Source organism: Salipaludibacillus aurantiacus (assembly GCF_900111295.1).
GTDB classification, from domain to species: Bacteria; Bacillota; Bacilli; order Bacillales; family Salisediminibacteriaceae; genus Salipaludibacillus; species Salipaludibacillus aurantiacus.
On sequence record NZ_FOGT01000001.1, the window covers coordinates 109,231 to 135,973 of the forward strand.

General features: G+C 40.1%; 28 protein-coding genes. 7 read left to right on the top strand and 21 right to left on the bottom strand.

Translation table 11 applies throughout. The annotated features are described in order from the left end of the window. Positions 1-9: 9 nt before the first annotated feature. Positions 10-678, top strand: coding sequence for a deoxynucleoside kinase (locus tag BMW59_RS00500; RefSeq protein WP_093047056.1), 669 nt, complete (start codon positions 10-12; stop codon positions 676-678). A 39-nt stretch (positions 679-717) separates the two neighbouring features. On the opposite strand, the gene BMW59_RS00505 is transcribed toward BMW59_RS00500, so the two are convergent. The 7 genes from BMW59_RS00505 to BMW59_RS00535 all read right to left on the bottom strand — a co-directional run bounded on the left by BMW59_RS00505 (position 718) and on the right by BMW59_RS00535 (position 6,365). Next, positions 718-1,263, bottom strand: coding sequence for a 4Fe-4S dicluster domain-containing protein (locus BMW59_RS00505; protein ID WP_093047057.1), 546 nt, complete (start codon positions 1,261-1,263; stop codon positions 718-720). Further along, entirely contained in the window at positions 1,260-1,520 is a 261-nt protein-coding gene (locus tag BMW59_RS00510; protein WP_177174131.1) for a chaperone NapD, read from the bottom strand. Before BMW59_RS00510 ends, BMW59_RS00505 begins: the two co-directional genes overlap by 4 nt. Before the next feature lie 13 nt (positions 1,521-1,533). Then, positions 1,534-1,935 carry a nitrate reductase cytochrome c-type subunit gene (locus tag BMW59_RS00515; protein WP_177174132.1) on the bottom strand — a complete coding sequence of 134 codons (402 nt, stop codon included), beginning with the start codon at positions 1,933-1,935 and terminating at the stop codon, positions 1,534-1,536. A gap of 11 nt (positions 1,936-1,946) precedes the next feature. Then, positions 1,947-4,508, bottom strand: a complete 2,562-nt coding sequence (gene napA, locus BMW59_RS00520) for a nitrate reductase catalytic subunit NapA (protein ID WP_093047060.1) — start codon at positions 4,506-4,508, stop codon at positions 1,947-1,949. 371 nt (positions 4,509-4,879) lie between these two features. Continuing rightward, entirely contained in the window at positions 4,880-5,620 is a 741-nt protein-coding gene (gene tatC, locus BMW59_RS00525) for a twin-arginine translocase subunit TatC (protein ID WP_093047061.1), read from the bottom strand. 68 nt (positions 5,621-5,688) lie between these two features. Next, entirely contained in the window at positions 5,689-5,886 is a 198-nt protein-coding gene (locus BMW59_RS00530) for a twin-arginine translocase TatA/TatE family subunit (RefSeq protein ID WP_093047062.1), read from the bottom strand. 110 nt (positions 5,887-5,996) lie between these two features. Continuing rightward, positions 5,997-6,365, bottom strand: coding sequence for a hypothetical protein (locus tag BMW59_RS00535; RefSeq protein WP_093047063.1), 369 nt, complete (start codon positions 6,363-6,365; stop codon positions 5,997-5,999). A 93-nt stretch (positions 6,366-6,458) separates the two neighbouring features. Here BMW59_RS00535 and BMW59_RS00540 point away from each other — a divergent pair, with 93 nt between their 5' ends. Further along, positions 6,459-7,352, top strand: a complete 894-nt coding sequence (locus tag BMW59_RS00540; RefSeq protein ID WP_093047064.1) for a diacylglycerol/lipid kinase family protein — start codon at positions 6,459-6,461, stop codon at positions 7,350-7,352. Here the strand turns inward: BMW59_RS00540 and BMW59_RS00545 are convergent. From BMW59_RS00545 to BMW59_RS00560, 4 genes are read right to left on the bottom strand one after another with little or no spacing between them, the layout of a single operon-like run. Then, a complete protein-coding gene (locus BMW59_RS00545; protein WP_093047065.1) occupies positions 7,339-8,091 on the bottom strand; it encodes an NRDE family protein in 753 nt (250 codons plus the stop codon). The genes BMW59_RS00540 and BMW59_RS00545 overlap by 14 nt on opposite strands. Next, a complete protein-coding gene (locus tag BMW59_RS00550) occupies positions 8,079-9,425 on the bottom strand; it encodes a purine-cytosine permease family protein (protein WP_245732886.1) in 1,347 nt (448 codons plus the stop codon). The genes BMW59_RS00545 and BMW59_RS00550 overlap by 13 nt, the downstream gene beginning before the upstream one ends. 20 nt (positions 9,426-9,445) lie before the next feature. Then, entirely contained in the window at positions 9,446-9,958 is a 513-nt protein-coding gene (locus BMW59_RS00555; protein WP_093047066.1) for a hypothetical protein, read from the bottom strand. Then, a complete protein-coding gene (locus BMW59_RS00560; protein WP_093047067.1) occupies positions 9,955-11,505 on the bottom strand; it encodes a sensor domain-containing diguanylate cyclase in 1,551 nt (516 codons plus the stop codon). The genes BMW59_RS00555 and BMW59_RS00560 overlap by 4 nt, the downstream gene beginning before the upstream one ends. Before the next feature lie 266 nt (positions 11,506-11,771). On the opposite strand from BMW59_RS00560, the gene BMW59_RS00565 reads away from it, so the two are divergent. Both BMW59_RS00565 and BMW59_RS00570 read left to right on the top strand, forming a co-directional pair. Further along, complete coding sequence (locus BMW59_RS00565; protein WP_425441242.1) at positions 11,772-12,821, top strand: toxic anion resistance protein; 1,050 nt, start codon at positions 11,772-11,774, stop codon at positions 12,819-12,821. Positions 12,822-12,902: 81 nt separating this feature from the next. Beyond that, on the top strand, positions 12,903-13,766 hold the full coding sequence (locus BMW59_RS00570) for a hypothetical protein (RefSeq protein WP_177174133.1): 864 nt from the start codon (positions 12,903-12,905) through the stop codon (positions 13,764-13,766). A gap of 50 nt (positions 13,767-13,816) precedes the next feature. On the opposite strand, the gene BMW59_RS00575 is transcribed toward BMW59_RS00570, so the two are convergent. Both BMW59_RS00575 and sigI read right to left on the bottom strand, forming a co-directional pair. Then, on the bottom strand, positions 13,817-15,109 hold the full coding sequence (locus BMW59_RS00575; protein ID WP_093047069.1) for an anti-sigma-I factor RsgI family protein: 1,293 nt from the start codon (positions 15,107-15,109) through the stop codon (positions 13,817-13,819). Further along, positions 15,109-15,858 (bottom strand): RNA polymerase sigma-I factor, encoded by a 750-nt coding sequence (gene sigI, locus BMW59_RS00580; RefSeq protein ID WP_245732887.1) that lies wholly within the window; start codon positions 15,856-15,858, stop codon positions 15,109-15,111. Before sigI ends, BMW59_RS00575 begins: the two co-directional genes overlap by 1 nt. Before the next feature lie 202 nt (positions 15,859-16,060). Here sigI and BMW59_RS00585 point away from each other — a divergent pair, with 202 nt between their 5' ends. Continuing rightward, a complete protein-coding gene (locus tag BMW59_RS00585; protein ID WP_177174134.1) occupies positions 16,061-17,020 on the top strand; it encodes an MBL fold metallo-hydrolase in 960 nt (319 codons plus the stop codon). A 126-nt stretch (positions 17,021-17,146) separates the two neighbouring features. Beyond that, on the top strand, positions 17,147-18,112 hold the full coding sequence (locus BMW59_RS00590; protein ID WP_093047070.1) for a DUF2777 family protein: 966 nt from the start codon (positions 17,147-17,149) through the stop codon (positions 18,110-18,112). A gap of 115 nt (positions 18,113-18,227) precedes the next feature. Here the strand turns inward: BMW59_RS00590 and BMW59_RS00595 are convergent, their stop codons facing one another. From BMW59_RS00595 to BMW59_RS00610, 4 genes are all read right to left on the bottom strand, one after another. After that, positions 18,228-19,808: a PH domain-containing protein gene (locus BMW59_RS00595; RefSeq protein WP_093047071.1), complete on the bottom strand. Its 1,581-nt coding sequence runs from the start codon at positions 19,806-19,808 to the stop codon at positions 18,228-18,230. Continuing rightward, on the bottom strand, positions 19,801-20,280 hold the full coding sequence (locus tag BMW59_RS00600) for a PH domain-containing protein (protein WP_093047072.1): 480 nt from the start codon (positions 20,278-20,280) through the stop codon (positions 19,801-19,803). The genes BMW59_RS00595 and BMW59_RS00600 overlap by 8 nt, the downstream gene beginning before the upstream one ends. A 31-nt stretch (positions 20,281-20,311) precedes the next feature. Then, positions 20,312-20,521, bottom strand: a complete 210-nt coding sequence (locus BMW59_RS00605; RefSeq protein WP_093047073.1) for a hypothetical protein — start codon at positions 20,519-20,521, stop codon at positions 20,312-20,314. Between the two features lie 476 nt (positions 20,522-20,997). Next, positions 20,998-22,122: a conserved virulence factor C family protein gene (locus tag BMW59_RS00610; RefSeq protein WP_093047074.1), complete on the bottom strand. Its 1,125-nt coding sequence runs from the start codon at positions 22,120-22,122 to the stop codon at positions 20,998-21,000. A 149-nt stretch (positions 22,123-22,271) separates the two neighbouring features. Between BMW59_RS00610 and BMW59_RS00615 the strand changes: the two genes are divergently transcribed. After that, positions 22,272-23,003: a metallophosphoesterase family protein gene (locus BMW59_RS00615; protein ID WP_093047075.1), complete on the top strand. Its 732-nt coding sequence runs from the start codon at positions 22,272-22,274 to the stop codon at positions 23,001-23,003. Positions 23,004-23,063: 60 nt separating this feature from the next. Here the strand turns inward: BMW59_RS00615 and BMW59_RS00620 are convergent, their stop codons facing one another. The 4 genes from BMW59_RS00620 to BMW59_RS00635 form a co-directional block, all read right to left on the bottom strand. Then, entirely contained in the window at positions 23,064-23,489 is a 426-nt protein-coding gene (locus BMW59_RS00620) for a TlpA disulfide reductase family protein (protein WP_093047076.1), read from the bottom strand. A gap of 23 nt (positions 23,490-23,512) precedes the next feature. After that, positions 23,513-23,815 carry a thioredoxin family protein gene (locus BMW59_RS00625; RefSeq protein WP_093047333.1) on the bottom strand — a complete coding sequence of 101 codons (303 nt, stop codon included), beginning with the start codon at positions 23,813-23,815 and terminating at the stop codon, positions 23,513-23,515. A 134-nt stretch (positions 23,816-23,949) separates the two neighbouring features. Further along, positions 23,950-25,806, bottom strand: a complete 1,857-nt coding sequence (locus BMW59_RS00630) for an SLC13 family permease (protein ID WP_093047077.1) — start codon at positions 25,804-25,806, stop codon at positions 23,950-23,952. Between the two features lie 211 nt (positions 25,807-26,017). After that, the gene (locus BMW59_RS00635; RefSeq protein ID WP_093047078.1) at positions 26,018-26,644 is read right to left on the bottom strand and encodes a cyclase family protein; all 627 of its coding nucleotides are present in this window, start codon (positions 26,642-26,644) and stop codon (positions 26,018-26,020) included. Positions 26,645-26,743: the final 99 nt, after the last annotated feature.

A 26,743-nucleotide genomic window follows, 5' to 3' on the forward strand; every position in this document is an offset into this window, starting at 1 on the left:
GTGGCTAATATGGAACCAATTAATCACCGTCTTCCTGCCAGTGCCCTTATTACACTGGCAGGAACTGTCGGAGTGGGCAAATCGACTTTAACCAAGGCTCTTTCAGAAGCACTTGGTTTTAAATCTGCTTTTGAAAAAGTGGATGGAAATCCTTATTTGGAAGACTATTATTCTGATTTTAAAATGTGGTCCTTTCACTTACAGATGTATTTTCTTGCCGAAAGATATAAACAGCAGAAAAGAATGTATGAAGAAGGTTTAGGCTACGTCCAGGACCGTAGTATTTATGAAGACTCCGGAATATTTGCAAGGCTGCAGTATGATCAGGGAAATATGACTGACAGGGACTTCAATACCTATTCATCCCTTTTTGAAGCCATGGTCATGTCTCCGTATTTTCCCAGACCTGATGTTTTAATATATATTGATGGCAGCTTCGAAAGTATTATGAATCGTATAAATAACCGTGGCAGAGAAATGGAAATCAATACACCAGTCACTTTTTGGGAGGATTTATATAACAGATACAGGAATTGGATTGCAGAATTTAGTGAATCTCCAGTTTTACATTTGGATATTGATAATTATGACTGTTATGATCCATCTTCCCTCAAAGAAATCGTGTCTGCTCTTGAAGACATTCATTTAAATAAAGATATTAATTATATAAAATTATAAAAAGCTGGCGGACATCGGATGTCCGGCCAGCTTTTTATTTTACGGGTGAAAAGAAAACGGACTGACGGACTGTATACATGCATGATGGCAAACCGCACATCCATTGCATAATTCCTGATTAAGTTCCAGACGCCCGGTTTTGTCCAGTGATAATGCTTTTTCAGGACATTTTCGTATACAGGAATCGCATAGTACCCCTTCGTATGTTAAGCAATGATGGGAATGAAATGTGACTTTCGCAAGCTCCTGCCCATTTTCCCCTGTCAGTGCATCAGTGGGGCATACCTCTGTACATTTTCCGCACATCGTACACGGATTAACTGTTAAGTCAATATAAGGGGTAAAGGCGTAAGCAGTACCGCCTTTTTCATTAAAAAGCTTAATAATACTTTGCGGGCAAACATCCTTGCATTTCCCGCACCTTGTGCATGCTGACAGAAAAGACCATTCGGCACCTGGAGGCCGTATAATAGTTGAATCTTCCTCATAGGCAGAATTTACGAATTCTGCCAGGAACCGGAAAGATGATTTCATATTCACTTTTATAAAGTCTCTTCGGTTCATTAATTCCTCCTGTGTTTTCATGTTTCTGCCTGGGAATGGCCGGCCACTTCATCTTCAAAATTAGTATAAACGAGACAAAGGTGAGTCAGGCCGGATATTTTTGACATTCTGTCAGCTGTCTTGTAACTTTCATCTAAGGTTCGTTTTTCCAGAGTGAGAATAAATTTAGTATTGTCTATCACTTTATGAATTTCCACCCCTGAGAATTCCTCCAGCTCAGTACGGACACGCTCCCTCTCTTTTTGTGTGAATTCTGCAATAAAGCTGGAAATGACCATAATTCTTACCTCCTTAATCACCGGCGTCTCTGTTGAAACCAGGCTTGTCGTCCTTCTGTTCCCCATGGCACTGTATACAGTAGGTACGGTACACGTCGTTTTCACGATTATTATCTATATAATGATCGTCTGGAAGCATGGCAGCTCCTGTATCTTCATTTTCGTGGCAAGTTAAACAGCTGGCTTCCTGCTGCTCTGCATTCCACCTGTTCACATGGTCTTCGGGCTGAACAGGAGGTGCTGAAACGAGGACCATTGTCGCCGCGTCAGCTCTTTCTTCTGTTAACTGGGGAAGCGTAAAGCTTTCAGCTTCCGCTTCTTCAGCCTCGTCATTTCCGCTGCATGCTGCCACTGTAAATATGAAAGCGGCAGACAATAAAAGTAATAGAGTTTTAGATAATAGTAATTTAAACATTTCCAGCCCCCCTAAGCCTTTTCCAGTTTTGCGGCACATTTTTTATAATCAGGCTGTTTAGAGATTGGACAGTAGGCATCAAGCGTTGTTTCATTTATTAATGTTTCTTCAGCAAAGAAGGGTACAAATAAATAGCCTTTAGGCGGTTTTCCCCGTCCGTTTAATGTCGCTTTCACTTTTGTTTCCCCCCGCACCGTTTTAACTTTCACCCAGTCTCCTTCACTGATTTCAAGTCTCTCGGCGTCCTCTGGATGAATCTCGCAAAAAGCTTCCGGCACCGCACGATGGAGTTCAGGAACTCTTCTTGTCATAGAACCGCTGTGCCAATGCTCGAGTACTCTCCCTGTACAAAGCCAGAAGGGGTAATTATCATCTGGGATCTCAGGCGCATCCTCAAACGGCCGGAAAATAACTGATGGTTTTTTATCATCGGACTTATAAAATGATAATTTATCATATTTCCCCTGCTCTCCAAATTCTTTAACGCCTATCTGGTCAAATCCTTCTTCCTGCGTGCCATCTGCATAACGCCACTTTGTTTCCATCCATTCTCCGTTAACTTCGCGGACAGGCCAGCATATTCCATGCTGCTTTAAATATTCATCATAAGGAGCAAGCTGCTTAGCTTTCGTTTTTAACTTTTCCCCAAGCTCCTGAACATCTATACTTTCATGTAAATGAGGGCTGGAGAATTTTCTGTATTCTTCCCATACATTTCGGCAGACCTCTGTCTGATCAGCTTTCAAATCACCCGTTTTATCGTCCCATATGTCTGTTCCGCCTTTACCGAATAACAAATCAAACGCATCCTGGCCTCCGATTTTTTTACCTTCCAATACACGTTTAGCGACTTGGACTAATGCCCATAAATCCCATTTAGCTTCTCCAGGCGGCTCTGTACATTTCTCAAAAATAGCATTTCTCCGCTCTGCGTTTCCAAACATCCCTTCTCTTTCAACCCACATAGCTGCAGGCAGTACCACATTAGCCATTTCGGTAGACCGAGTCGGGTAGACTTCGCTTACGACGATAAACGCATCGAGAACTCCTTTTCCATCCTCATCAACTCCGCGGTATCTGTTGGCTTTGGGCATGGTCTGGCCCCAGTTATTTGACATGCTCCATAGAAAATTAACTTTTCCGTTTGCAAGTTCTCTAAACATTTTCACGGTATGAAAACCCGGCTCACTTATATCTTCAAGGTACCCTTCAGGCAGATTCCATATCATCTCTGCAAACCGGCGGTGATCAGGATTGTTGACCACCAGATCCGCGGGAAGCCTGTGTGAGAAAACCCCAACTTCCCGAGCGGTCCCGCAGGCGCTCGGCTGACCGGTTAATGAAAAAGGTCCGCTTCCAGGCTTGCTGATTTTCCCGGTCAATAAATGAATGTTATATATTAAGTTGTTCATCCATGTCCCTCTTGTATGCTGGTTAACCCCCATAGTCCACGTAGACATGATTTTTTTATCCGGGTCTGCAAATTCTTTTGCCAGCGCTTCCAACTGTTCTCTTGGTACGCCTGAAATTTCTTCCACATAGTCTAACGTATATGGATCCACCATTTGTTTAAATTCTTGAAAACTGACGTTCCATGACTCTGTTGCTGCTGCTCCTTTTTCTGTTTCATCATAATCATCTTCAAGTGAATGCCCTAAATCTTCCGTTCCTGCTTTAAACTGGCAATGCTCTTCTACAAATGTTTTATCATAGGCCTCATGTTCAATTAAATATCTTATTATTCCATTGGCGATAGCCAAATCTGTCTGAGGCCTGAAAATTAATGTTTCTTCGGCAGCTTCTGACGTACGGGAGTAGCGGGTCGTTAGATCATAATGTTTGACGTGGTCGGCAGTCTGTTTTCTGTGCAAGAGTCTTGAATATAAAACCGGATGCATTTCCGCCATATTAGCTCCCCATGTTACAAATACATCTGCTTTGTCCAAGTCTTCGTAACAGCCCATCGGCTCATCTGATTGAAAAGTGCTCATGAAGCCCGTGACAGCGCTTGCCATACAGAGTCGGGCATTTGGGTCTATATTATTATTTAACAGTCCTGCTTTCCAAAGTTTGCTTGAAATATATCCTTCATGAATTGTCTGCTGGCCTGATCCCCAAAATGCTATAGACTGGGGATCTTTTTCGTGGGATTTTCTTAAGTTATCAGCAATTAGATCCAGCGCTTCTTCCCAGCTCGCTTCCCTGAACCCTTCCATCGTCCCTTTTTTATTATTATCTTCCCTGATCAGCGGCTTAGTCAGCCTGTCTTTTCCGTACATAACTTTGCCCAGATAATAGCCTTTAATACAGTTTAACCCTTTGCTTGATCTGTTTTCAGGATCTCCTTTAACAGAAATTACTTTTCCCTCTTTAATGCCTATCTGTACGCCGCAGCCGGTACCGCAGTATCTGCAGACACCTGTTTTCCATTCATCAGGCTCAACTGACAGCTTACCTTCAGCCGCAGCTCTCATCTGTTCAGTTTCTCTGACGACAGGTTTCGAACAGCCTGCAGCTGCTAATGCTGCTGTCACTGCTGAGGCTTTCAGCAAGCTTCTCCTCGAAACTTTCATAGGATCCCTCCTTAATTTTAATAACGGTTTAACTTATCTATATTGTATAAAGGAGGGTAAATTAAAAAAGTGATAAAAATCACGTATAGCTAATATTTTTTAAAAATATGAAAAGTTAGTGAAAGAGTAACCAGACAACACGCTTCACGCTTTATTTTTGTTAACCGTAAAACTGTTTCCGGCCTTCAAAGCCATCTTATCCCGCCCCTTCTGAAATGGCTTTCAGGCCGGCTCTGATTAGTTTTTTTGCTGCCTGATTTACGTGGCGAGGTGAGAGTGTTATTTAATGACAATTTTTTGAAATTAATAAAAAACTGTGTTTCAGGCAGCTGTCAGGCTGCCAAAAACACAGTGTAAAGTAAGTAGTATAGTTAACTGCCGGATTCTTCGGTACTTTCCTTTTCCCTTTTCAGCTTTCGCCTGTAAACAATCTTCGACATGTTAATACTGATTTCATAAAGAAGCAATAACGGAATAATAACTAATACATCCGAAATAAAATCAGGCGGCGAAATAAGAACACTGACGACAATTAATGCAAAATAAGCGTATTTACGGTTTTTCCTCATCGCCTCAGGACTGATTATTCCAATACTTGTTAGAAACATAACAACAAGCGGCATCTCAAATAATATACTGAACGGGAGGGTCATACGGAGGACAAACTGAAAATACTTATCTGCTGTAAACATGGTTTCAAATGTTCCGCTTCCAAGATCTATAAGAAAGTTCAGGACAATCGGCAATACAACAAAGTAGCCGAATGCCAGACCACCCGCAAATAAAATAAATGAAGCAGGCACATAAATAATAGTGGCTCTCTTTTCTTTTTCAGTTAATGCAGGTTTAACAAACAGCCAGATTTGAAAAATCAACACCGGAACAGTCAGTGCAAGAGCAAGAACCGCCGCAATTGTAAAATAAATAATTATAATATCCAAAGGACCCAGTACAGCTAAGGTCATCTCAAGATCCTTTGTAAACCATTCGTAAATATCCCTCACAAAAATAAAGACCCCGATAAAGAAGACGATAAAAGCTCCTAACACGATCATTATTCTTGTCCGCAGTTCATCCAAATGGTCCAGGATGTTCATGTTTTGATCAGTCATCGCTGGTCTCTCCTTAAACATGAAAAAGATGTAAGATGGAAGACACCTCACACCTCTTCGTCTATAATTTATCGTTGGTCATCCGATTTTTTGCCATTTACTGATTCATCATCATCATCTTTTGTAAGATCTTTTGTAGAATTCTTAAATTCCTTTAATGTCTGGCCCATCGCTTTACCTATCTCCGGAAGCTTTTTAGGCCCGAATATCACTAACGCGATTACAAGTATTAATATTAAACCGGGAATTCCAATATTGGATAACATACTAACCCCCCCAACCTTAATCTCAAACTGCAAGTATTACACTCTCTATTATAAAGGCTAAGACAGGATTTTACTATAAACATACTAAATTCTCAAATAAAGTTCATATTTCATTCACTTAGTGACAATGAATTAAGTAATTCTTCGATGGGTACGCCTGCTCCAAACCCTATTGCATCTCCTTCTCTCACTTCAGGGATATGCTCTTCGGAAAAAGTTATTTCTCCAATCAGTTGTAATTCCTCTTCCTCCAGTTCGTTTTTAAGAGGAGCTTCCTGTTTCTTACTTTCACTTTCATTAGAGACTCCGGGAGTATCAGAGACATCCCTGCTCACTGAAGATCCCGAGTCACTGTCCGCCTCATAGTTTTCTATTTCTGCCGTTTCACCAAGACGGTCAATGGATATTAAATTAAAAAATACCCCCCAGACTGCAAACGTCATGGCAAAAAACACACCTAAAGTTACCCACTTTATCATCTTATCCTCATCTCCCATGTACGTCTTTTTAAACAAAAATGCTATAATACGAGAAACTTACTCTTATTCAAATTATTGTTAAGGAGCCTCTCAATGTATCTCTTAATTGTAAACTCGCATTCAGGACAATCTGTTTTTAAAGATTTTGCACAGAAGCTGACAATTAAACTGGACACATCTTTTGTACCATATTTTACCCATGATTATCAAGAGGATGATTTTTGGGTGCAGGTAAAAAGTTTTATTAAGGAAAAGAAAAGCGGGTTATTGGGAATTGTGGTTGTAGGAGGAGATGGTACTTTGCACCGGGCAATAAATGAATTACACCAGTTCAACCTTCCTTTTGGCCTCGTCCCGGCAGGATCCGGCAATGATTTTGCAAAGGCACTTAATATTCCTTTACAGCACGAAAAAGCGTTCGCAAGAATATTAACGCGAACACCTGACACATACGATCTCATTAAAGTAAACAATCACCTCGTACTTTCTGTAGCGGGAGTGGGAATAGACGCAGAAACCGCTGCCAGGACACGTAATTCTTCACTGAAAAAATGGCTGAATCGTATTGGACTCGGCAAACTCAGCTATTTAATTACTTTTATTACCATTCTCGGTTCCTTTACCCCCTATTCACTGGAACTGACCCAACAAGACGGCCAAAAACATAACTTTACTAAAGTTTGGCTTACTGCGGTCGGTAATACCCCTTTTTATGGAGGGGGCATTCCTGTATGTCCGCAGGCAGATCCTCAGGACGGCTTAATGGATGTAACTGTTGTCCACCGGTTATCATGGTTTAAGTTACTTTTAGTGCTGCCTGCAGTATTTTTTAAGTTTCACACAAAGCTTCCGTATGTGACATGCCTTAAAACTAAACAGATGACTGTGACTACTAAAGCTTCAGTATTAATTCAAGGCGATGGAGAATTAATCGGGCATACCCCACTGGAGATCTCTATTCTGCCTAGCAGCATCAGGTTTTTCTAACAGGGAAATGATAGGTAATGCTCAGAAATTCGGGTACATAACTTTTTTCTGTAAAGGTGATATTCCCGGATCGGTCAGCCAGAATAACCGTACTGCTTCTGGTCCCATAGTTTTCAGTTTGGATAAATACAGGAGAGAGTTTTCTCTCGAGGGCAATTCCTACTCCGGTATCCGGCAATTCCTTGTCGGCAAATGGCTCATTAAATGAAAGAAGCTGGAGTAAATATTCAACCAGCCTGCTTCCCGTATAGGCGGTGCTTTTTTCGATTCCTTTCTTTAACATAAGAGACTTAGGCCAAGGTGAATTTAAAGAGGCGTTACTTAAAACATGGATACCGCGGGTTAGAACCTTTTTGTCTCCAGACTGGTTAGTGATAAAAGTTAGTTTATTCAGATTACCGTATAACAGGTTAAAGCCGCCATACTTGTCTCTCATATTCAGATTCTGTTTGAAAGTGTTCCTTTTATTAAAGTACGAACTTATTAGTTCCCCCCGGGACCTTAAAGCATCACTATCAGAAGATGGTCTTCTGACATTAGTGAGAGCTGCCAAATCCCCTGACGAAGAAATCCCAAGCCAGCTCCCTCCTCTTTCCAAGTCTTTTCCTCCGAGTACAGAAGGATCTTCCGGCCAGAAGTGAGCTTCCTTAGTTCTTCTGTTATAAAATTCGTCCCGGTTAGCTGCCATTATAAATGGATAGTCCGGATGCACATTCAGAGCCGTACCTATAATACACATGGATGACGCCTCCTAGTCATTAAATAAAGTATTGTATAACACAGCACAGAGAGGTTAAAAACAGCGAAGCCCGGGGAATAGCCTTCTGGAATAAAAAGGTAGGTCAAGATTCCCGCAAAAACAGTCATAAACGCAGGAATATTTATTTTATTTCCTCCATTAGCCAGATAATTTAACGCTTCTGCCGGTATGGACAGTTTTTTTACTATTACATAGTCAGCAACTATGACACCGGACAGCGGAATAATTAACGCGCCTAACGCAGAAATAAAAACTTCCGCTTCGTCAACGACCTGCGGAAAACCGCTTAAAATAATTCCCGCCCCGCCGAAAAGAAGAGCACTCCTGATTCTTTTAAGTTTAGGAAAAGTATTCAGTAAACTGTATCCCCCTGTATAAGCATTGTTCATATTGATAGTTAGCATACTGAATAAAGCCGAAACCATTATTACAATTAATAACATGGCCGATCCGGTCCATTGGCTGCTAATCAGAAAAGGATTCCAGTGACCCGCCGCGGCAGCTGTATAAGCACCAAGCAAAGCAGTAATTAAAAATCCTAAACCATTGCCGATATAAATGCCAAAAAAAGCATGTTTGGACGACTTGCTGTAACGGGCCATATCAGCAGATGAGCTGACTCCTGAAATATATTGAACAAACGCAAGACTCGCGTAAAAAAGCATCACAGGTATACTGCCCATTCCTTCCCCATAAATAACCTCCGTAAACGAGGCCCCTTCCGGGTGAGAAGTAATAAATACATAAAACATGGCAGCTGCTGAAAATAATAAAAGAGGAATAAAATAAGCTGTGACTTTCCGAATGGCCTGAAATCCTATTAAAGCAAGGCAGACCATAGCGACAGCCAGCACCATTGACAAAAGTGTAAATGGCAGATAAATGTTAAATCCCCGGCTTAAAATTTCCTGAACCATATATGTGCCGCCGATGGTCTGTACACTGAACCAGTAAAGAGAAGTAACAGTCCTCACAGGCGAAGAAAGCCACATGGCTCCTTTATCCCCTATCATTGTTCTAATGACGTATTGTGCCGGCAAACCATATTTCGCCCCGGGCAGAGACAGCAGTGAGACAAATAAAAAAGCAATCCACGCGCCGGCAACTGTAGATAAAACGGCTCCTGTAAACGACAGGCCGCCTTCCAAAACGGCCAGAGCAGGAACAAGCATATTCCCTGCATTCACGGAGACACCCATTTGTATTTTAGTATAATCAGCTGCTGTGGTGGTTTTTAAATGCTTCGGCACAGGTTCCAGACCAAGCCGTTCTATTTTGGAATGATAATGAAGCTGTTTCAGTTCTGAAGACACTCTTTTCACTCCTGTCTAATTCAGACCGGTTCATCTATAATTAATATCCGGTCATCCCTTCTGATCTGTCTATAAACTTCATCAATAAAAGCTATTTTTGTGACCGGGTGAATCAATATGTATAATTTCATATTCTGATGCTCTTTCTCATTAATTAAATTTTCATGTTTAAAACGGTCCAGAGCAGGAATTCTTAATTTATCTGAACTCATATAAGCAATATGTGTCTCTCCCTCTGTTGTTTTCAGATATATTCTCAACCCTTCAATTTCCGGGAAGATAAACGATCTGAATACCGGTTCAGCCTTAAAGCTGGAAAGCGGAGCCTGAAAAATATCCGGGTTTCTGTTGGGAAGAGAAACAAAATAAGTCAATTCTTCATAAGAATAATAAATATCCTTAACCTGTTTATTTAACTTAACAAGTTTCTTCTTTGAGCTCCATTTTATAAGGAAGATTAAAAAAGATCTACTTAAAAGAATGGTACTTAGGAAACAAAAAATAGTTAGAAACGCGCCAGTTAACTGAATCATAAATATACCTCTCTCTCTTGTTCGCAGTAGACGGCCACCTGATCGCGTCCTTTCTTTTTTGCACGGTAAACAGCCTCATCTGCTTTCTGGATTAAGTCACTGCCGCTTTCTGCCAGTTCCGGATAACTGGCTACACCTATACTTACAGTTATACGGTGCAAGGGCTGGGTTTCTCTTCCATTAAATGGATAGGTCCTGACTGCTGTACGAATAAGTTCAGCCGTTTTTTCACCTTGCCGTAAGGTCTTTTTCGGAAGGAGAACAATAAATTCTTCTCCCCCAAACCTGCACACGACATCCTCTTTAGCTACCGCTTTTTTTAACAGCCTCCCAAACTGAATTAATATTTCGTTTCCTAAGAGGTGGCCATGCGTATCATTAAAATTTTTAAAATGGTCAATATCGAGCACAAGAGCTGTTAAACAATTATTTTTAGCAGCAGCTGTTTCAAGTAAGTGTGGAAGCATCCTGTCCAGAAACCTCTTATTTTTCAATCCGGTTAAAGCATCTTCAATCGCAGTGTTTTCTGATTTCTCATAGAGCATGGCGTTCTCGATTGCCATTGCTCCCTGTGTTGCAAGCGGCATGATATTATCCAGATCTTCATGCTTTATCGGTTCATTATCTACTATGTTATCTATAATCATTAATCCAATCACTTTTCCACGGGTTAACAAAGGGATAACAGCAAATTCTTTCATTGAAAACGTCTCTTTCATATGTTTCAGCAGTCTGTCTTCTTTATCGACCTCTCCCTTAACAATGATAGGTTCCATCTCTGATAATACATGGTAGCACAATGGCTGTTTTTCATTAATTGTATAAGAGTAAGACCTTATTTTTCGATTTAATTCCTGATCATTTACTTCTGCTTCCCGCTGAAGCTTGATAAAATCACGTAATGTTAATTTTTGCATCACGACATTTTCCCAAATAACATGCCCCTCCTCCATACTTAAGGGCCCTATTCCAAGGCGCCCGGAGTATTGATTTGGGTTCGATTCTTCCTGAAGCAGAATAAAGGCTCTGTTGAATCCCAGACCGTATCCCGCTGTTACCGCTGTTAAAAAAATGTGTATTACTTTGTCCAATTTAAGGGTACTTTGCAGTGCTAGTGACACCTCTCTTAATACATGAAGGTTTTTGGATTGTTTATAGAAAAATTCCTGCCATTGTTTCAATTGTGTGTTATGCCGGCGGAAGTAATAGAGTATTCCCCCGGTCGATAATCCAAATAAAACGTATCCGCCCGCTGCCATGATCCAGACTTCCAGCGTATATAAATTAAATAACAATAAAAGACCCGCCATAACCGCGGCAACCGTCATAGCCCCCATCCAACCATATGCAGCGGCAAAAATGTACAGTAGAAAAAAAACCAGCCATCCTGAATGGTCTAAACCGAGTAATAAGATATTTCCAATTGTAAAAAGGACACCAGCTGCAATAAAAATTTTTCTGTTTATATGACTGGTAAATTGAAACCTGTACATATTCAAAAATAAATATATTAAGCTATTAATAATTAGTAACATAACTAACAGCATAATTTAACTCCTCCGGCCCAAAAATTGTAAGCGGCTTATTTTTCTATTCCCTAAAAAAGAAATCACTTCCAATATCCTGTTACCATTTTACCATATTCCATCAGGGAGTTTAGTTTATTTATTTTATGCAGGAGGGTATCTTTAGTTTGTGTCATCAGTTTTATAGCTGTATAATTTAAGGTATATACGCATAACCTGAAACTTTTTTTCATAACAGAACGTAAAAACTTATAAGATAAATTTCCTCAAAAACGGAGGTTTTAACTGTGGATGAAAATAAAAACTACCAGCCAAAATCGGAAAATGATTCTGATATTCAAAATAATGAGGACAAGGTGAACTATATAGAAAATCTGCGGAATGAACAAAGCATTGGTGAAATCCTTGATTCAATAGGAAAACTCGGTGCCAGAGAGCAGGAGAAGGCAGGTGAATCACTCGAGGCTTTAAAACGCCCAGTCAGCGATATGATGAATGAGCCAAATCACGATTTGCCTGACCAGCTTTCAAAGCTTAAGGAAGTTGTAGGCGAGTTAGAGCCTAATTATCTGCAGCAGGGCAAATTCAGACAGTTTTTAACAAAAATGATTAGAAAAAGCCCGGTTGAAAAGTACGCTCAGAAATATCAGTCTATTGAAGCTGAAGTGGATACTATTATCGAAGCACTGCTTCATGGGAAAGACCGACTTCAGGAAGACACTGTCATGCTTCATCAGTTAAAAGATGTGGCCCGTGAAAGAATTCAAGGGTTAAATGAGCAGATCCAGATTGGGAAACAGCTTAATGTGATGCTTGAAGATGAAATGAAAAAAGATGAATGGCAGGAGGACCCTACACCAGTTCAAAAAGGGCAGCAGAAAGTCCTTTCAAGAGTAAAGAATATGCAGCAGGCGGTGCTCGTGCTTCAGCAGTCGCTTGCCTCTGTAGATATTATTGTAGAAAATAACGAAAAACTTGAAGAAGCAATTTTTAATGCTATAACCATGACTAAAAACATTATTACTGTTACTGCATCCATTCAGCTCTCTCTCAGTAACCAGAAAAAAGTCATCGATGCTGTTCATAACGTAAACAAAACAACGGAATCCATGCTGTTAAATAATGCGGAAATGCTGAAATCCAATACAGAAGAAACATTAAAAACACTTGAAGAGCCAGCGGTGGCGCTGGAGACATTTAAAAAAGCATACGAGGATGTCTACTCAGCTATTGAAATGACTGAACAGTCAAACGAACGAATTATCGCATCGAGCAAAAAGTTTATTACAGAGATGGACGAACTAAATACTCAAATGGAGCGGAAACTGTTAAATTAATCCGCTAGCGAGGTGAAATCAGTGAATTGGCGTGAGCGGTTATGGGAACAAAACTGGGTTATCCCTCTGTTGCCCAACTATATGAAACCTTTAAATGAACCTGCGCTGTTAAATGAGCATACGAAAGAATTCGTTTATGAAGCCGAGGAATTTATTTCAGATCTCTCTGCTCTGTCCGAACTGCCTCGCTTAAATAAAACTTTTAAACGGAGCATCCAGGGGTTCGCTTATAAAATTAAGATAAAACAAAAGAAAATCCATTTGGAAATGGCTGACACAAGCAAATCTCCATCAAATATTAAGAAAAGAGTATATATCACTATCTACAGGAAAAACGTTAAGATGGAAAACGGATTTGGTAAAATTATCGATTCTACAATTTATTATCAGTTCAATGGAAAAACAGTTGTAAGAAATATCCGGAAACACCCCTTATTTCTCTCGCTTTTTCACCATATTCACCGGCTGGATCTTTCCCTTTCCGGAGAAAATGTGAATGTCGAGGAATTAAGAGGCCATCCTGTTCAGGAGGAACAGAATTTGGCTCCTGCCGAAGATGAAAAAGGCCAACTGAAAATGTTACTCAGTTCAGCTGAGCACACGCGCAACTATTATAGAGCCGTTGCACCTGATATAGAAAAGAGTTTGGAGAATATATATTCCGAGCTCCTCCGATGCACTGAAGACTTTCATTTACTCGACCTGGAGGAAAAACATCATATGAAACGTATGATTCAGCATGATCTTCCTAACCTTTTAAATACTTTCCAATCACTAAATGAAACCCAAAAGAAAGAAAAGTATAAGGAAATGATAAGCACACTCTCTAATATGACTAATTTCCTTAGAAAACAAGCTGATGACCTTCAGTCAACACGGATGGACCGAATGAACCATCTCCTTAAATTAAATGAATTAAGGTACAGCAATGATTCAAACAAATAATACTGCTGCCAAGCATTAAAAAGATGTAAGCGGACGTTGCTTACATCTTTTTAATTTCCTTTACCTTTGTTGTTTCCTGTTTCCCCCTCATTGGCAGACCCGGGCTTTCCTCCTCCGGCATGATCCGGTTTACCATTTCCCCCATGATCTGGTTTACCGCCTCCGGTATGGTCTGGCTTGCCGCTCCCCGCATGGTCTGGTTTGCCGCTGCCCGCATGATCAGGTTTTCCGCTGCCGGCATGGTCTGGTTTGCCACTGCCCTTCCCCTCTTCATTACTATTGTTGCTTTTATCTTCTTCAGAGACCTGATTTTTATTGGAAGATTGCGATCTATTCTCCTGCTTGTTCTCTGTTTGACCCTCTTTATTTCCTAAGCTTTCATTTTTATTTTCAGAAGACGGACTTTCGGATCGGGAGTGGTTATTCTTCCCCTCTCCTTTTCCGGGAGGTTCATCTTTATGCGGATGACTTTGCTGTCCAGCCGGGTTTAAAGAAGAAGAGTCCTCACTGTCTTTCACCTCCGCCCCTTCTGAAACCTCATCTGCCTCAGGTTCAGCTGGCCCACCATGATTACCGGAATCACTCTCACTTGTCATTTGTTGCATAGAATCTGTTTCATTCGGTGAATATCCCAATATTTCCTGAAGGTCCTGAATCGGAATGTCACTTACAGATGATGAGTCTAAGTCTATTTCTTTGTTATAAGATAAGAGCAATAACTTTACAGGTGACATAGAGGCTTCCCGGGCTTCATTTACGAGTTCTCTTTCTACGTTAACAAAATAAATTTCAAATCCGTATTCTTCGGTAATTTCTGATGACCATGCTTCCAGTTCTTTTTTCCAGTTCCCTTTCTTTTCAAATGAAAAAGGAGAACTGAAATATAAAGCATTGGCAGGTTCAACTAAACCATTTTCCAATCCTTTTTTTATAAGTAAAGACGTGGCATTCACTAAAGACATACCGTCCATCGGCTCCTCTACTTTACTTAACAGCAATTTGCCTTTTTTATTATATCCTTCAGTATATAAGATGTCATAATTTTCATCGACAGCCATCTCTATACTCGGGTTAATATCCAATGATACCACTCCATGAACCTCAGAGGACTGCAGTAAGGAAGAAAAAGGGAAGACCAGTATGAAAATTAAAACAAAGGCTGCAGGTACACTATATAATTTCTTATCAACGTTATGGAAGAAGGTGTATAAAGCAACTGGAGAAAATTCTATCTCCTCGCCTATTTGGGCCTGTTTTTCAGGTTTAGCCCGAATGATTTCGCCATCCTTCGTTAACACGATCACATGACGCTTTTTCACTTCCATAACGACCCCTTTGTTCACTACAACCACTCCCTTAAATAATCCTTCAGATATTTATAGTCTTCGAGCAGAACTATCACAATAGCTATAATATACTTTCTGTTTCTTTCAATTGTTTTTCGGCTCATGGTAATATAATTCATAAGCTGTTTTACAGGCAGTCTTTTTTTTGTTAAAAGAGTATTCAGGATTTCTTCCTGCCCGACAATTGTTTTAGCTATTTCAACCATGTTCATTCGTGCATCGTGATGTTTAGGACATTGTTCTGCCACCTCGCTCAAAACTATTCCGAAGGACTTGAGCCTTTCTTTTAAATGGAGAATTTCTTCCCGCCTATATTCGCTTTCAAGGTCTCTGTAATAATCCTGAAAAGCTGCTGACACTTCTGCTACATTCTCCATATTTTCTTTGTCTTCTTCTTTATAATCAAAGGATAAAGGCGTTTTTCTTCTCTGTTCCATGCGTATGTAATCTATTACTCTTCTTCTGATTACTAAATTGGCAAATGAGAGAAACGAGCTTCCCTTATCCGGAGAGTACTGGTGGATCGCTTCACTGAAAGCTATCATGGCAATACTGAATTCATCATCGGTAGCCGGATTTATAAACCTTTTACAGACTCCGGCAGTAACTTTGCGTATAAATGGAATATATTGATTTATCAATTCATTTTCAATATGATTGTTGCCTGATTGTATCTCTTTTATTTTTAAGTTAATATCATTATTATGGTCAGGTTTCGCTAAAAGGCGCTTTAGCACAACAGACACCTCGCTATGTGTGCAGTATTATAATTCGGCTCCCCCACTTATTTTAAGGGGGGCGCAATTAAACATCATATACATAATTTGTGTGTCTGACAGGTGACCTTACTCCTAACTATCAATTACATTTTTATGTTAGACCCTTTACAAAAAGATGACGTTTCACTACAATGATGACAATTAAATAGGACAGAAAGGATGACAAACCTTGGCACAACGAGTGTATAGTATTAATAAGCATACTTACCTGATTGACGGTTTTGATCTGAATAAGGAAAGACGAACCGGTACTTACGTCCTAACACATCCTATCAGCAATGACTTCTCGATTATAGAAACCGGTCCCAGCTTATCTGTCCCTCATATAAAAGAAGGACTAAAAGAGCTGAATTTATCTTTAAACCACCTTAAAAATATTATTGTGACGCACATCCATCTTGATCACGCAGGAGGCGCAGGACTTTTGCTAAAAGACTGCCCGGCAGCTGAAGTATTCGTCCACCCTAAAGGAGCAAGGCACTTAGCAGACCCTTCAAGGCTTGTTACTGGAGCCAGGGCTGTTTATGGAGACAAGTTTGATGATTTATTTGATCCAGTTCTGCCGATCCCCGAGGTAGCCATTACTGCCTTGGACGATAGAGAAAAAATACTGTTAGATGCAGAAAGAGAATTGCTTATCCTTCATACACCAGGCCATGCTGAACACCATATCAGCATTTATGACCCGCTTACAAACACGGTGTTTACCGGGGATACAATAGGCATACGATACGCCAGCCTTGAAGATAAGGGTGTTTATTTGTACCTCCCTTCTACTTCTCCAAACCAGTTTGATCCGAATAAAATGAGAGATTCACTCAGCACAATCCTTGATCTTAAACCTGAAACAATTGCTTTTGGGCACTTTGGTACGTCTTCAGCCCCTTTGCTCGTAAAAGACCAGCTAATAAAGTGGCTGGATGTGTTTACAACTGAAGGAGAACAAGCTTATGAAAATAAGGAAGACCACTATCAATTGAAAAATACCCTGCTTAATTATGTAAGTGATTTTTTATCTGAGGAACGTATCTCTGCAACGGATCCAGTATATGAAGTTATTCAGCTTGACCTTTTAATAAGTGCAATGGGGATCCTCGACTATTTAAGCAAAAAGGATAAAACCAAATAAAAATTGTAGACAAAACTTATCAAGACCGATAAAGCAGTGACCGGACAGTAGTATAATAATTAACGGAAATTCCTTTTCGGCATAATATTTATAGTAGTTAAAGTTTTCACTAAAGTGGGGTTATGTATGGACAGAAAGACAGCGAAAGAATATACAGGTCAACAGGTTTTACTCGATGAAGGTGAGGAAGGCACTTACGTTGGAGTGCTTTTGGAAGTTCTCACTGAACCTAAGACTCCCTGGTCAGGCAAAGTACAAATAACAGGAGTACTATCCTGCCCGTCAATTAACTTAAATAACGGACAGGGGGTCCACCTGTTTTACAGCGCAGATGAGGTCACCGAAGTGGCGGGAAGAAAAATAAGCCTGCTTAAAACCGCGTTTAACAAGTCTTTTAATGAATCTTTTGCAGATGCGCTGAAAACAAAATGGGACAGTCTGAGGGATATGAACGATAAAAATGATAAATATTTATCAATCATTCAGCAGGAACTGAGAAAAATTAATTCAGAGCATGTCATTTATGAAGAGGCCTTTGTCTATTATCAATTAGTTAAAAAGGGCAGAAACCTCTATATCTATGATGAACAGAAACGGGAATCACTTTCTTTGGAGGATTGCCCTTTTGAATTCGAAGTGGAAGTTAATGGACAATGGAAAACGGCGTTTTATAAAAAAGGATTTACTTTTGAAACGCTGCAGCAGGAAAATGTAGAACTGCAACACGGGTCTACAGTCCGATTGAATCGGGCTCAGTTTGATCCTTACAGAATATTATTGAACGAACTTGACGACCCTTCTCTGCTTGCTTTGGAAAAAGGTTTGAAAAAGTTAGGTATCGGACATGAGCATTCTGTTTATTGCCACAATTCATTACTGATTAAATTGTTAAGTTCATTTAACGAGACGTCTTTTTCCGGGGTGAACTTTTTATCCTATGCTAATGAAACAAACCAGTTTGCAGTCCAGCACCATTACGAACGGACGATATTAGAAAACGAGCCTGACATAACATTTGACCGGTTTGAATTTACTTCTGATGATGGGCAGCGAGTACTTACCTCTTATGCCACGCATGTTTCAAAAGATTAAGTTAAGAATGCTTGCCGCCCCCTGCCTGAATAAATTAAGTTTTTAAAGAGTCATATTTCTAAAGCTTAAAATAAAAAACATCAGGCCTTTTCCCTCAGGAAGGCTCTGATGTCTTTTATTTATTGCCGTCTTCCGGTGTTCCATAGGAATACCAGGCATATCTATCCTCTATTTGCCGTCCGCTTACATGACGAAGGGAAAACGTTTTTCCCATAAGACTCGTTAAAACTGACACGTGAACCGTATATAAGTCATCCATCTTTTGTAAAACATTTTGTGAAGACTCAAAATCCTGTATTCTTCTTTTAGGTAAAATTACTTCCGTCTTAGATAAGGCACGGGATCTTATACAAAGAAAATCTTCATAAGCTGTAATACCGGCAGCCCGGTACTGAATATATCCTATAAATGCTGCAATTAGCGGCAAAGCAACTGAAAACCATCCATAAGGAAGAAAATAAGTAGCTGCCGCCGATAAAGCCACGGCTGGAGCAATCAATTTAATCATATACCTTCGCAGACTTTCTTTTGGAAGGCCTTCATAAACAGGCGTAAATGCAAATTCCGGGACAAACTTTCCGAGCAGTTCTTCCACTTCCTCCCGCTTACATAGCGGAATTAATACTGTAGAAAGGTCTTCTTCCTTTGTCCCTCCCCCGGTACTTTCAACATACACAGAAACATACCGGAAAGGCTGCCGGATTGGGCTTTGAACTATTCTGACTGCGGTGATTCTTGAAGAGTTGAGAGTTAGTTGTCTCTGCTCTAGCACCCCTCTCGAAATATGAATATCCACCCCGTTTTTTTTGATTTTAAAAAATCCGTATTTCAGAATAGTACTGGTCAGCGTAAATAACCAGGCAATAAAAAGTATTATAACTAATAAAGACCCAATCAGAAGTAGACTGGAATGGATAAACCAGCCGATGACTTGATCCAGCAGCCATTCAGGGAGAAACTGAGGGGCCTGGGAGACAACCGCAGCGATAAATGTGGCGGCGATCCCTACTCCGCTTGATGTTAAAGCCGCTATGACGAGACGTCTTGACCCAAGCTCCCACTGTTCGTCCGGCTCGGTTTCTTCAATAGTCTCTTCTAGATGGTCATCCAACTCATCTTCAGCTAAATGAACTGCAGCTGCTTCGGAATCCTTTGTAACTCCCCCCTCTTGAAACGTTTCTTCCTCGGTAGTTTCTTCAGCTGGACCCTCATTTTCCGAAGTGTTTAAGTCGTGTGAAGTGGCAGAAGCAGGATGTTTATTCAATAATTTGCTTTTAATTTTCAAAGCTTCTTCTCTTTTTAAGGCAACGATACGGAACTCAGGTTCGCCGCCTCCCCCTGCCGTCTCAATTTTTACTTCTACAAGCCCGAACAGGCGCTGAACTAATTTGGCATTTATATCAATACTTTGAATGCGGTCTTTTCTTATAAACCTGTTCTTTTTAAATATTAACCCTTGTTTAATCTGGAGTTCATCAAATTGGAGATTATAATAAAACTTCCACCAGCTTACGAATCCATTAAGTACAGAAAATAACAGGATACCTGTGAAAAAGATAAAATAAAATATTGGATTTGCCGCCTGTGCTGACTGTCCAAAAATAAAGACAGCAATTAAGGTAATGATCATTTGTTTTAAATTACTTAAAAAACTGATAAATATGGATGCCGGATGTTGTCTTTTCCAATCATTCATCTGGATCAGCTTCCCTTGCTAATTGAGCGATATGGTCCCGCAGAGCATCTGCTTTTTCCAATGAAAGCCCTGGAATTTCATGAACCGTTGCCGCTGTAGATATAGTCACACTTGCCAGGTTGTAATAGCGGAGGATTGGGCCTTGACGCGTATCAACATGTTGAACCCTTATCATAGGAATAATTATTCTTCTAACGACAAAGACTCCAAACATTAACTCTACTTCATTTTCATAAATTTTATAGCGCCAGCGCTTCCATTGCATTTTCTGAATAACAAAAATATTAAGCAGTGATAATAAAATAGCAAATGCAATTAACACATATAACGGCCACCCGGGAAGATTCCAAATGAGTGAAACTCCCCAGTAACCTAACGGGAGTAAGAAATAAAATAGCGCTCCCAGGCCTGCTGTTAGTTTCCAGACTTTCAAAGTTTGCTTTGCTAAAAATTCATCAGGCTTTGGTCTCATTCATTTTTCTCCTTTTATGTACATTTCTCCCTCAGTCTTCCTCATTGACGTAAATAATCTCCACCCCTTCTGATTTCAGATAGTTAATAACTTGTTCATTTAATTCTTCATCTCTTAACAGTCCAAGTGAGGGTGCAAGCTCCAATTGTTCCAATTGGCCCTTTTCTGCATCCTCAATAAGTTCAATAATCTCTGTCATCTTTCTGTCTTCCAAAACATCGATAAGCTTATCCCTGCTCATTAAAATTCCTCCCAATACTGTTGATAGTTGTATGCTATCATAGTCATATTTGTTTTTCCATTTATTATAATGCCCTGCCCCATTTAATAATACATAATTAATCAGGCCTGTTGAGTAAAGTAAAATCGGAAAAATCCAATTTCCTGCTCAGATAATAATTATTCTAAGTTGCTGATAGAAGGGGGAAATTTGCTGATAGAAATCTTTTTTTGCTGATTGAATTATTTTTCCGCCGATAGAAATCATTTTTCGCCGATTGGACCCCCAATTTGGCTGATAGAGACGCTATTTCACATGTAAATTTAATTTTAACTGGTTAAACAGCTCCTGTAACTCATATCACTGTTTTTATTTTTTAAGAGTCCTTCTTTTTTAAGTATATAAAAGCGAAAAACCGAACAAATACCCGTAAGAATTGTTCGGCTCTCTTTATCGTTACTATTCTTTTGTCCCGGCATCACACTTGCCGCAGTCTGTTATTTCTCAAAGGCGTCTGTCATCTGCTTCCAAACTGAACCTTTTGCTTCTTCTCCACCTTCAATTCGAGCTAGAGCTAATTTTGCCTGCATGCTCACTTCAAATTCAGGATCGTTTTCAGTCTTTTGTAAAGCAGGAATCGCAGACTCATCTCCTATTTCATAAAGGAACATTGCAGCACGCCATCTAACTAGTTTACTGGAATCATCCAGCGCTTTAATCATCGCAGGAATTCCTGCTTTGCTTCCTATATCAGACATCGCATCACCCGCTGTACGCCTGACAGTTACGGTTTTATCCAGTAAAGCTTTTTCCAGATAAGGTATCACTGCCTCGTCTTCTATCATTCCTAAATAAACTGTAGCAAGCCGTCTAATTGAAGGTTTTTCATCCTGCAGCGCTTTTTCCAGTACAGGAAGATCTTCAATGTCAGGGTTCATTTGTTCCAGCAGTGCGAAACGCTTTTTCCAGTCTTCTTCATCAAGCATGTCCACTGTTACTTTTAACCATTCTCTTTTTGGCTTCTCAAGAGTCAAACTGTCATTACTATTTGTTGCAGTTTCAACTAATTCTTTCAAACGCCTGTCCGAATAACTGGCCTGAATTTCCTCTGCCACCTCATCAGCCACTTCCTTAAGATCTCCGTAGCGCGGGCGCTGTTCACGCCATTTTCTTAATAGAACAACATTATCATCTTCCTTTGTAGCTTTTGCCACAGCTTCAATGAACCGTTCAGGCAGCCCGACTCTTTCTTCTGTTTCTCCATCGGAAACTTTAATTTGCATCGGAATACCCTTAAATTCCTGTATTTGAACGTTCACTTCTCCAAAGTGCTCATCAACTTGCGCTTCTGAAGTTTTTTCAGCCTCTTCTCCAAAAACCTTTCTTACTTCAGGAAGAATAACTTTCCAATCCACTTTTGGCGTGCGTTCGACCGCAATAAAATCTGCTACGTGATAGACTCCTTTTACTCCATTAATATTAAAAATTTCCCGTATGAACGTCGGTGCCTCGTCTTTATTGTTTAATGTATAGTTATTCGCTTTCCCCTGGGGAAGAGACTCGCTCAGCGTCAGTTTCATTGTATTCGGACTTGGTGTAGGTTCCAAAGATACTATTTTCATTTTCAGAAGCCCCTTTCTACTATCATTATGTTGTTTTTTTATCTTATCATAAAGCTTTGTTTAACCCAATGAGAGTGCCTGTGGTTCACTTATTTCCTACAGTTTGTTAAAGTAGAGGCAAAATTAGTTTTAATAAGGGGGCAATTATTATGAAACTTGCTCTTATTTCCGATATTCACGGAAATGAACAGGCTTTCAAAGCAGTGCTCGAAGATATATCTGCTATAGGTGCAACTCATGTGGCTGTACTTGGGGATATTTCTTTTCGAGGTCCAAAACCTAAACAGTGTCTTGATCTTGTGAGAGATCTTGATGGGAAAGTGATTAAAGGAAACGCCGATGAATGGATTGTAAGAGGAGTCAATAAAGGGGAAGTCCCTGATAAAGCGTTACAGATGATGCAGGAGGAGCAGGCATGGGCAAAAGAACAGATGACCCAGGATGATTTAACTTACTTAAACGAATTACCGGAAACAGTCGAAATTCCACTTTCAAACCAGTGCCAGTTGTTTGCCTGCCATGCTACACCCGACAGTTTATTTGATATTATTTCAAACGAAGCTGACAATAAAGAGTTTTCTATTTTCACACAAACAAACGAACGGGCTGACTATTATGCGTACGGCCATATCCACCTCCCTTTTTTAAGGTCTTTTGAAAGCAAAAAAATAATAAATACAGGCAGTGTTGGTCTGCCTTTTGACGGAGATGCACGAGCGTCGTATGTCCTCTTTGACAGGAGCCTGAAAGATATACAAGTGCAGTTCAGAAGAGTTTCTTATGATGTGGAAAAAGCATGTTTTGATCTTGATGAATGCGGCTATCCTGAACCTGCACGGCAACTTATAAAAAACATTTACCGGAACGCTGTAAAACCTTAATTAAACAAGCAGATGTAAAAAGCTATTCCGCCAGTCGGAATAGCTTTTTTAATACTATAATTATTCTGATAAGACCTGTCCGATCCTGGAAACCATTTGCTGAAACGAAGCTTTGTCATTGAACCTTTCAACTATTTCATGTTCTTTATTAAGCAGAAAAGTTGAAGGTACAGACATACAGCGGTAAGCGTCATACATTTCAGTCCCGTTATCAAATAGAGAAGGAAAAGAAAACTTGTTTTCTTGGTAATACTTTTCTGCAGCTTCATTTTTATGTTCTCTGCCTGGAACGTTAATCATCAGTACTTCAAGGTTGTCCGTCTGCATAGCCCGGTATAATTGTTCTTTATTTGCCAGGTCTCTTTGGCAGTCAGGACACCATGATACCCAAAAAGTAAGCAGTACTGCTTTCCCTTTATAGTCTGATAAAGATCTCGTCTTATTACTGTTAAACATATCCCGTAAAGAAAAATCAGGAGCTTTCATGTGATTCACCTTTCTGTTCTTTATTAATTCCGGTTTTTTATAAAGTCATAAACGTTGGAAACAGATTCGAACGCATACAATTTACTTTCGGGTTTTCCGTCTTCAAACCTGACCAAACAAGGGACACTTTCAATTCCCCATACTTCAGCTTCTTTCTTAAAGTAATTCAGATCAGCTTCTATCGCTACTTCCGCCTGCTCAGCTTTTTCAACGATATTTAAGAAATAGCGCGCTAATTCGCATGTCCCGCACAGAGGGGCGTAAAAATAAACCCATACCTGTTTTTCCGACTGCAGCCGGTATTTTAATGACTTATAATCATTCACACTATCCAATCTCAATTCCCCCTATTACACCTTCAGCAAACAATATACCATAGAGTGTCAAAAGACAAAAGGATACCGTATTTACCTTGAGTTTTGGCAAAATCCACTCAGTATTACCATCTGTGAACCAAGTATTAATAAGGGAAGAAAAACGGAATAGTGAACATCATCACAATAAACAATATAATCTGGAGAGGAACACCTGCTTTTACGAAATCCATAAATGAATAACCGCCTGCTGTCATAACCAGGGCATTTGGCGGAGAAGCAACCGGGGTTGCGAAAGCCATACTGGCAGCTACTGATACTGCAATTAAAAAGGGATAGGGACTGACACTCATTTGCAAGGCAGTCGTAATTGCTATAGGTGCAAATAAAACGGCTGTAGCCGTATTACTGATAAATTGGCTGAAAAGCATAGTGAAGAAATAAAATCCTGCCATAACAGTTAACGGACCCAGACTGCCCAGCCAGTCTATCATCACATTTGATAAAAACTCTACCCCTCCTGTCTTTTCTAGGGCGGTGGCCATAGGAAGCATGCCGCCTATTAATAGAACACTCTCCCAGTTTATTCTTGAATAGGCTTCATCCATATTCCGCAAACACCCTGTTAAAACCATCGCCATGGCCGCCAGCATTACTGCAGTAACCGGGGCTGTTATTTCAAAAGTCATGAGAAGAAGCATTAAAAGCATAATTAAACCAGCTAACGGAGCCCTTCCATTTGCTTTAGCCTTGGAAGCCTGTTCTCCCGGCTGCCCTACCACCACCACATCCTGATATTCTTTCGCTATAAGTTCAATTTTTTTCCATTCTCCCTGAATAAGCAGAGCATCGCCAAACTGAAGCCTTTCGTCTGCCCATTCCTGAAAAAAGTAGCGTCCTTTACGATTCATCCCGACTATATTAAGTCCATATTTCTCTCTGAATTCCAGACTGCTAACTCTCTCATTAATGAATTTTGAATGAGGTGTGAGCAGCAGCTCTGCTATTCCAATTTCTGCATTAATAAGGCTTTCATGTATGTCTTCCTCTGAATGAGAGTGCAGAAGTAAGCCGTAATCTTCAGTAAAACTGTCAATTCCCTCTTTTTCGCCTTCCAGAAAAAGAATATCTCCTCTTTTAATGACTGTATTAGCATAGGCAGGTTTCCTTATTCTTTTCGACTGGAATGTTTTTTTATCCCGCCACTTCCGTTCAATGGTTAATATATAAATGCCGTACTTGTTCGTTAATTTTAAATCTTTTAATTTCACTCCTGTCAGCCTGCTGTCTTCATCAGGGAGTGAAACACGGTAAATTTTATCGGTTACACCGTAAATTTTCATTAACTCGTCAGGGGCAGTGGATGAAGACTGGCCGTCTTTTACAGCTATCCTGTCCGGGATCAGATATTTTCCGAAAACCATAAGAAAAAGTATGCCTGTTATAAGTGCTACTAGCCCAATAGGTGTAAAATCAAAAAAACCGAGTCTTTCATAGCCGTAATCAGCAAGGGTCTGACTGGCAATCAAATTTGGAGGTGTTCCAATAAGAGTCAGGACTCCCCCAAGACTGCTGGCAAACGCAACAGGCATTAAAAACTTTGACGGACTCTCATTCATTTTCAAAGCGACGCTTATAATGACAGGCATTAACACAGCCACCGTGCCAGTATTACTCATAAACGCACTTAATACAGCTACTAAAACCATAAGCATAATTAAAAGTAAAAATGGGTTCCCCCGCCCCCACTTAATTGTAAGTTTTCCAGCAGCTTCTGCCAGGCCGGTTCTGAAAATCCCTGCTCCAACAATAAAAAGGCCTGCAATCATTATGACCAGGCTATTAGAAAAACCGCTTAAAGCTTCTTCTGTAGTGATAATGCCAAGGAGTAAAAGCGTAAGTAAAGAAAGGAGAGCTACAACATCAGACCTGAGCTTTCCCCACATAAAAAACAGCGTAGTTACAATTAAAACAGTAAACGTCAGTAATAAATCAGTGTTCATTACATAACACCTCTTCCCTGATTTAAGGAAACCACTATATGTAAAGGCTTTCACATACCTCTTTAAACAGACGGGAGCACAAGTGCTGCTCCCGTAAAACTTTTGAATACCTCAACTGATTGACAGGACGCTTTGCTGCAAGAGTCATATGAGCCTTTAATGCTATTATAACTTAATGACAGGACGCCAAAATAAAATTATCATAACAACATTATGAACGTTTGATTTCTTTCAGCACCGCTCTTACCGGTGAACCGTCTCCCCCCTTCAGCTTAAGCGGAAATGCGGTTAGTTCATAGATGCCCGGCTGTACGTGATGAAGATCAAGCCCTTCAAGAATAAAGGTACCTGCTTCTTTAAAAGCGTGGTGAGCAGGCAGTGTCTTACTCTCCAGCGGATCTACCGAGGGAGCATCAATACCTGCAAGTTCCACGCCTTTCTCACCGAGCAGAAGGGCGGCCTCCTCTGTAAACACCGGGAAAGAATCATAAGAATGCCCTCTTTCACTGCTTGTTGTTTTAAATAAAACTTTCCTGGTTCCTTTAAAATCTATGTTTTGAAGAAAAGATTCTTCAATAACGAGTAGGTTCACCGCTTCCACTACGATACATTCCCCGCTAACTGATTCGAGAGGAATCTCATCGACCCTCATTCCTTTTTCATCATAATGGTAAGGGGCATCGATGTGTGTCCCTGTATGAGTACTCATGACTACTCTCCCTACGTTGACAGAGTCTCCTTGCAGTATTGCCATCGTGGGGTCGTATTCGAATGGCTGATCACCAGGCCAGACTGCCATATCTGATGAAAGAGACCTTGTAATATCGATATAAGACATGCAATCACTCTCCCTTTTTAACTTAGTTTAACATGGTACTTTTTGAAGCAATATTATTTACAAAAAACACACTATCCTTTATCCTTTCATATAGATTAT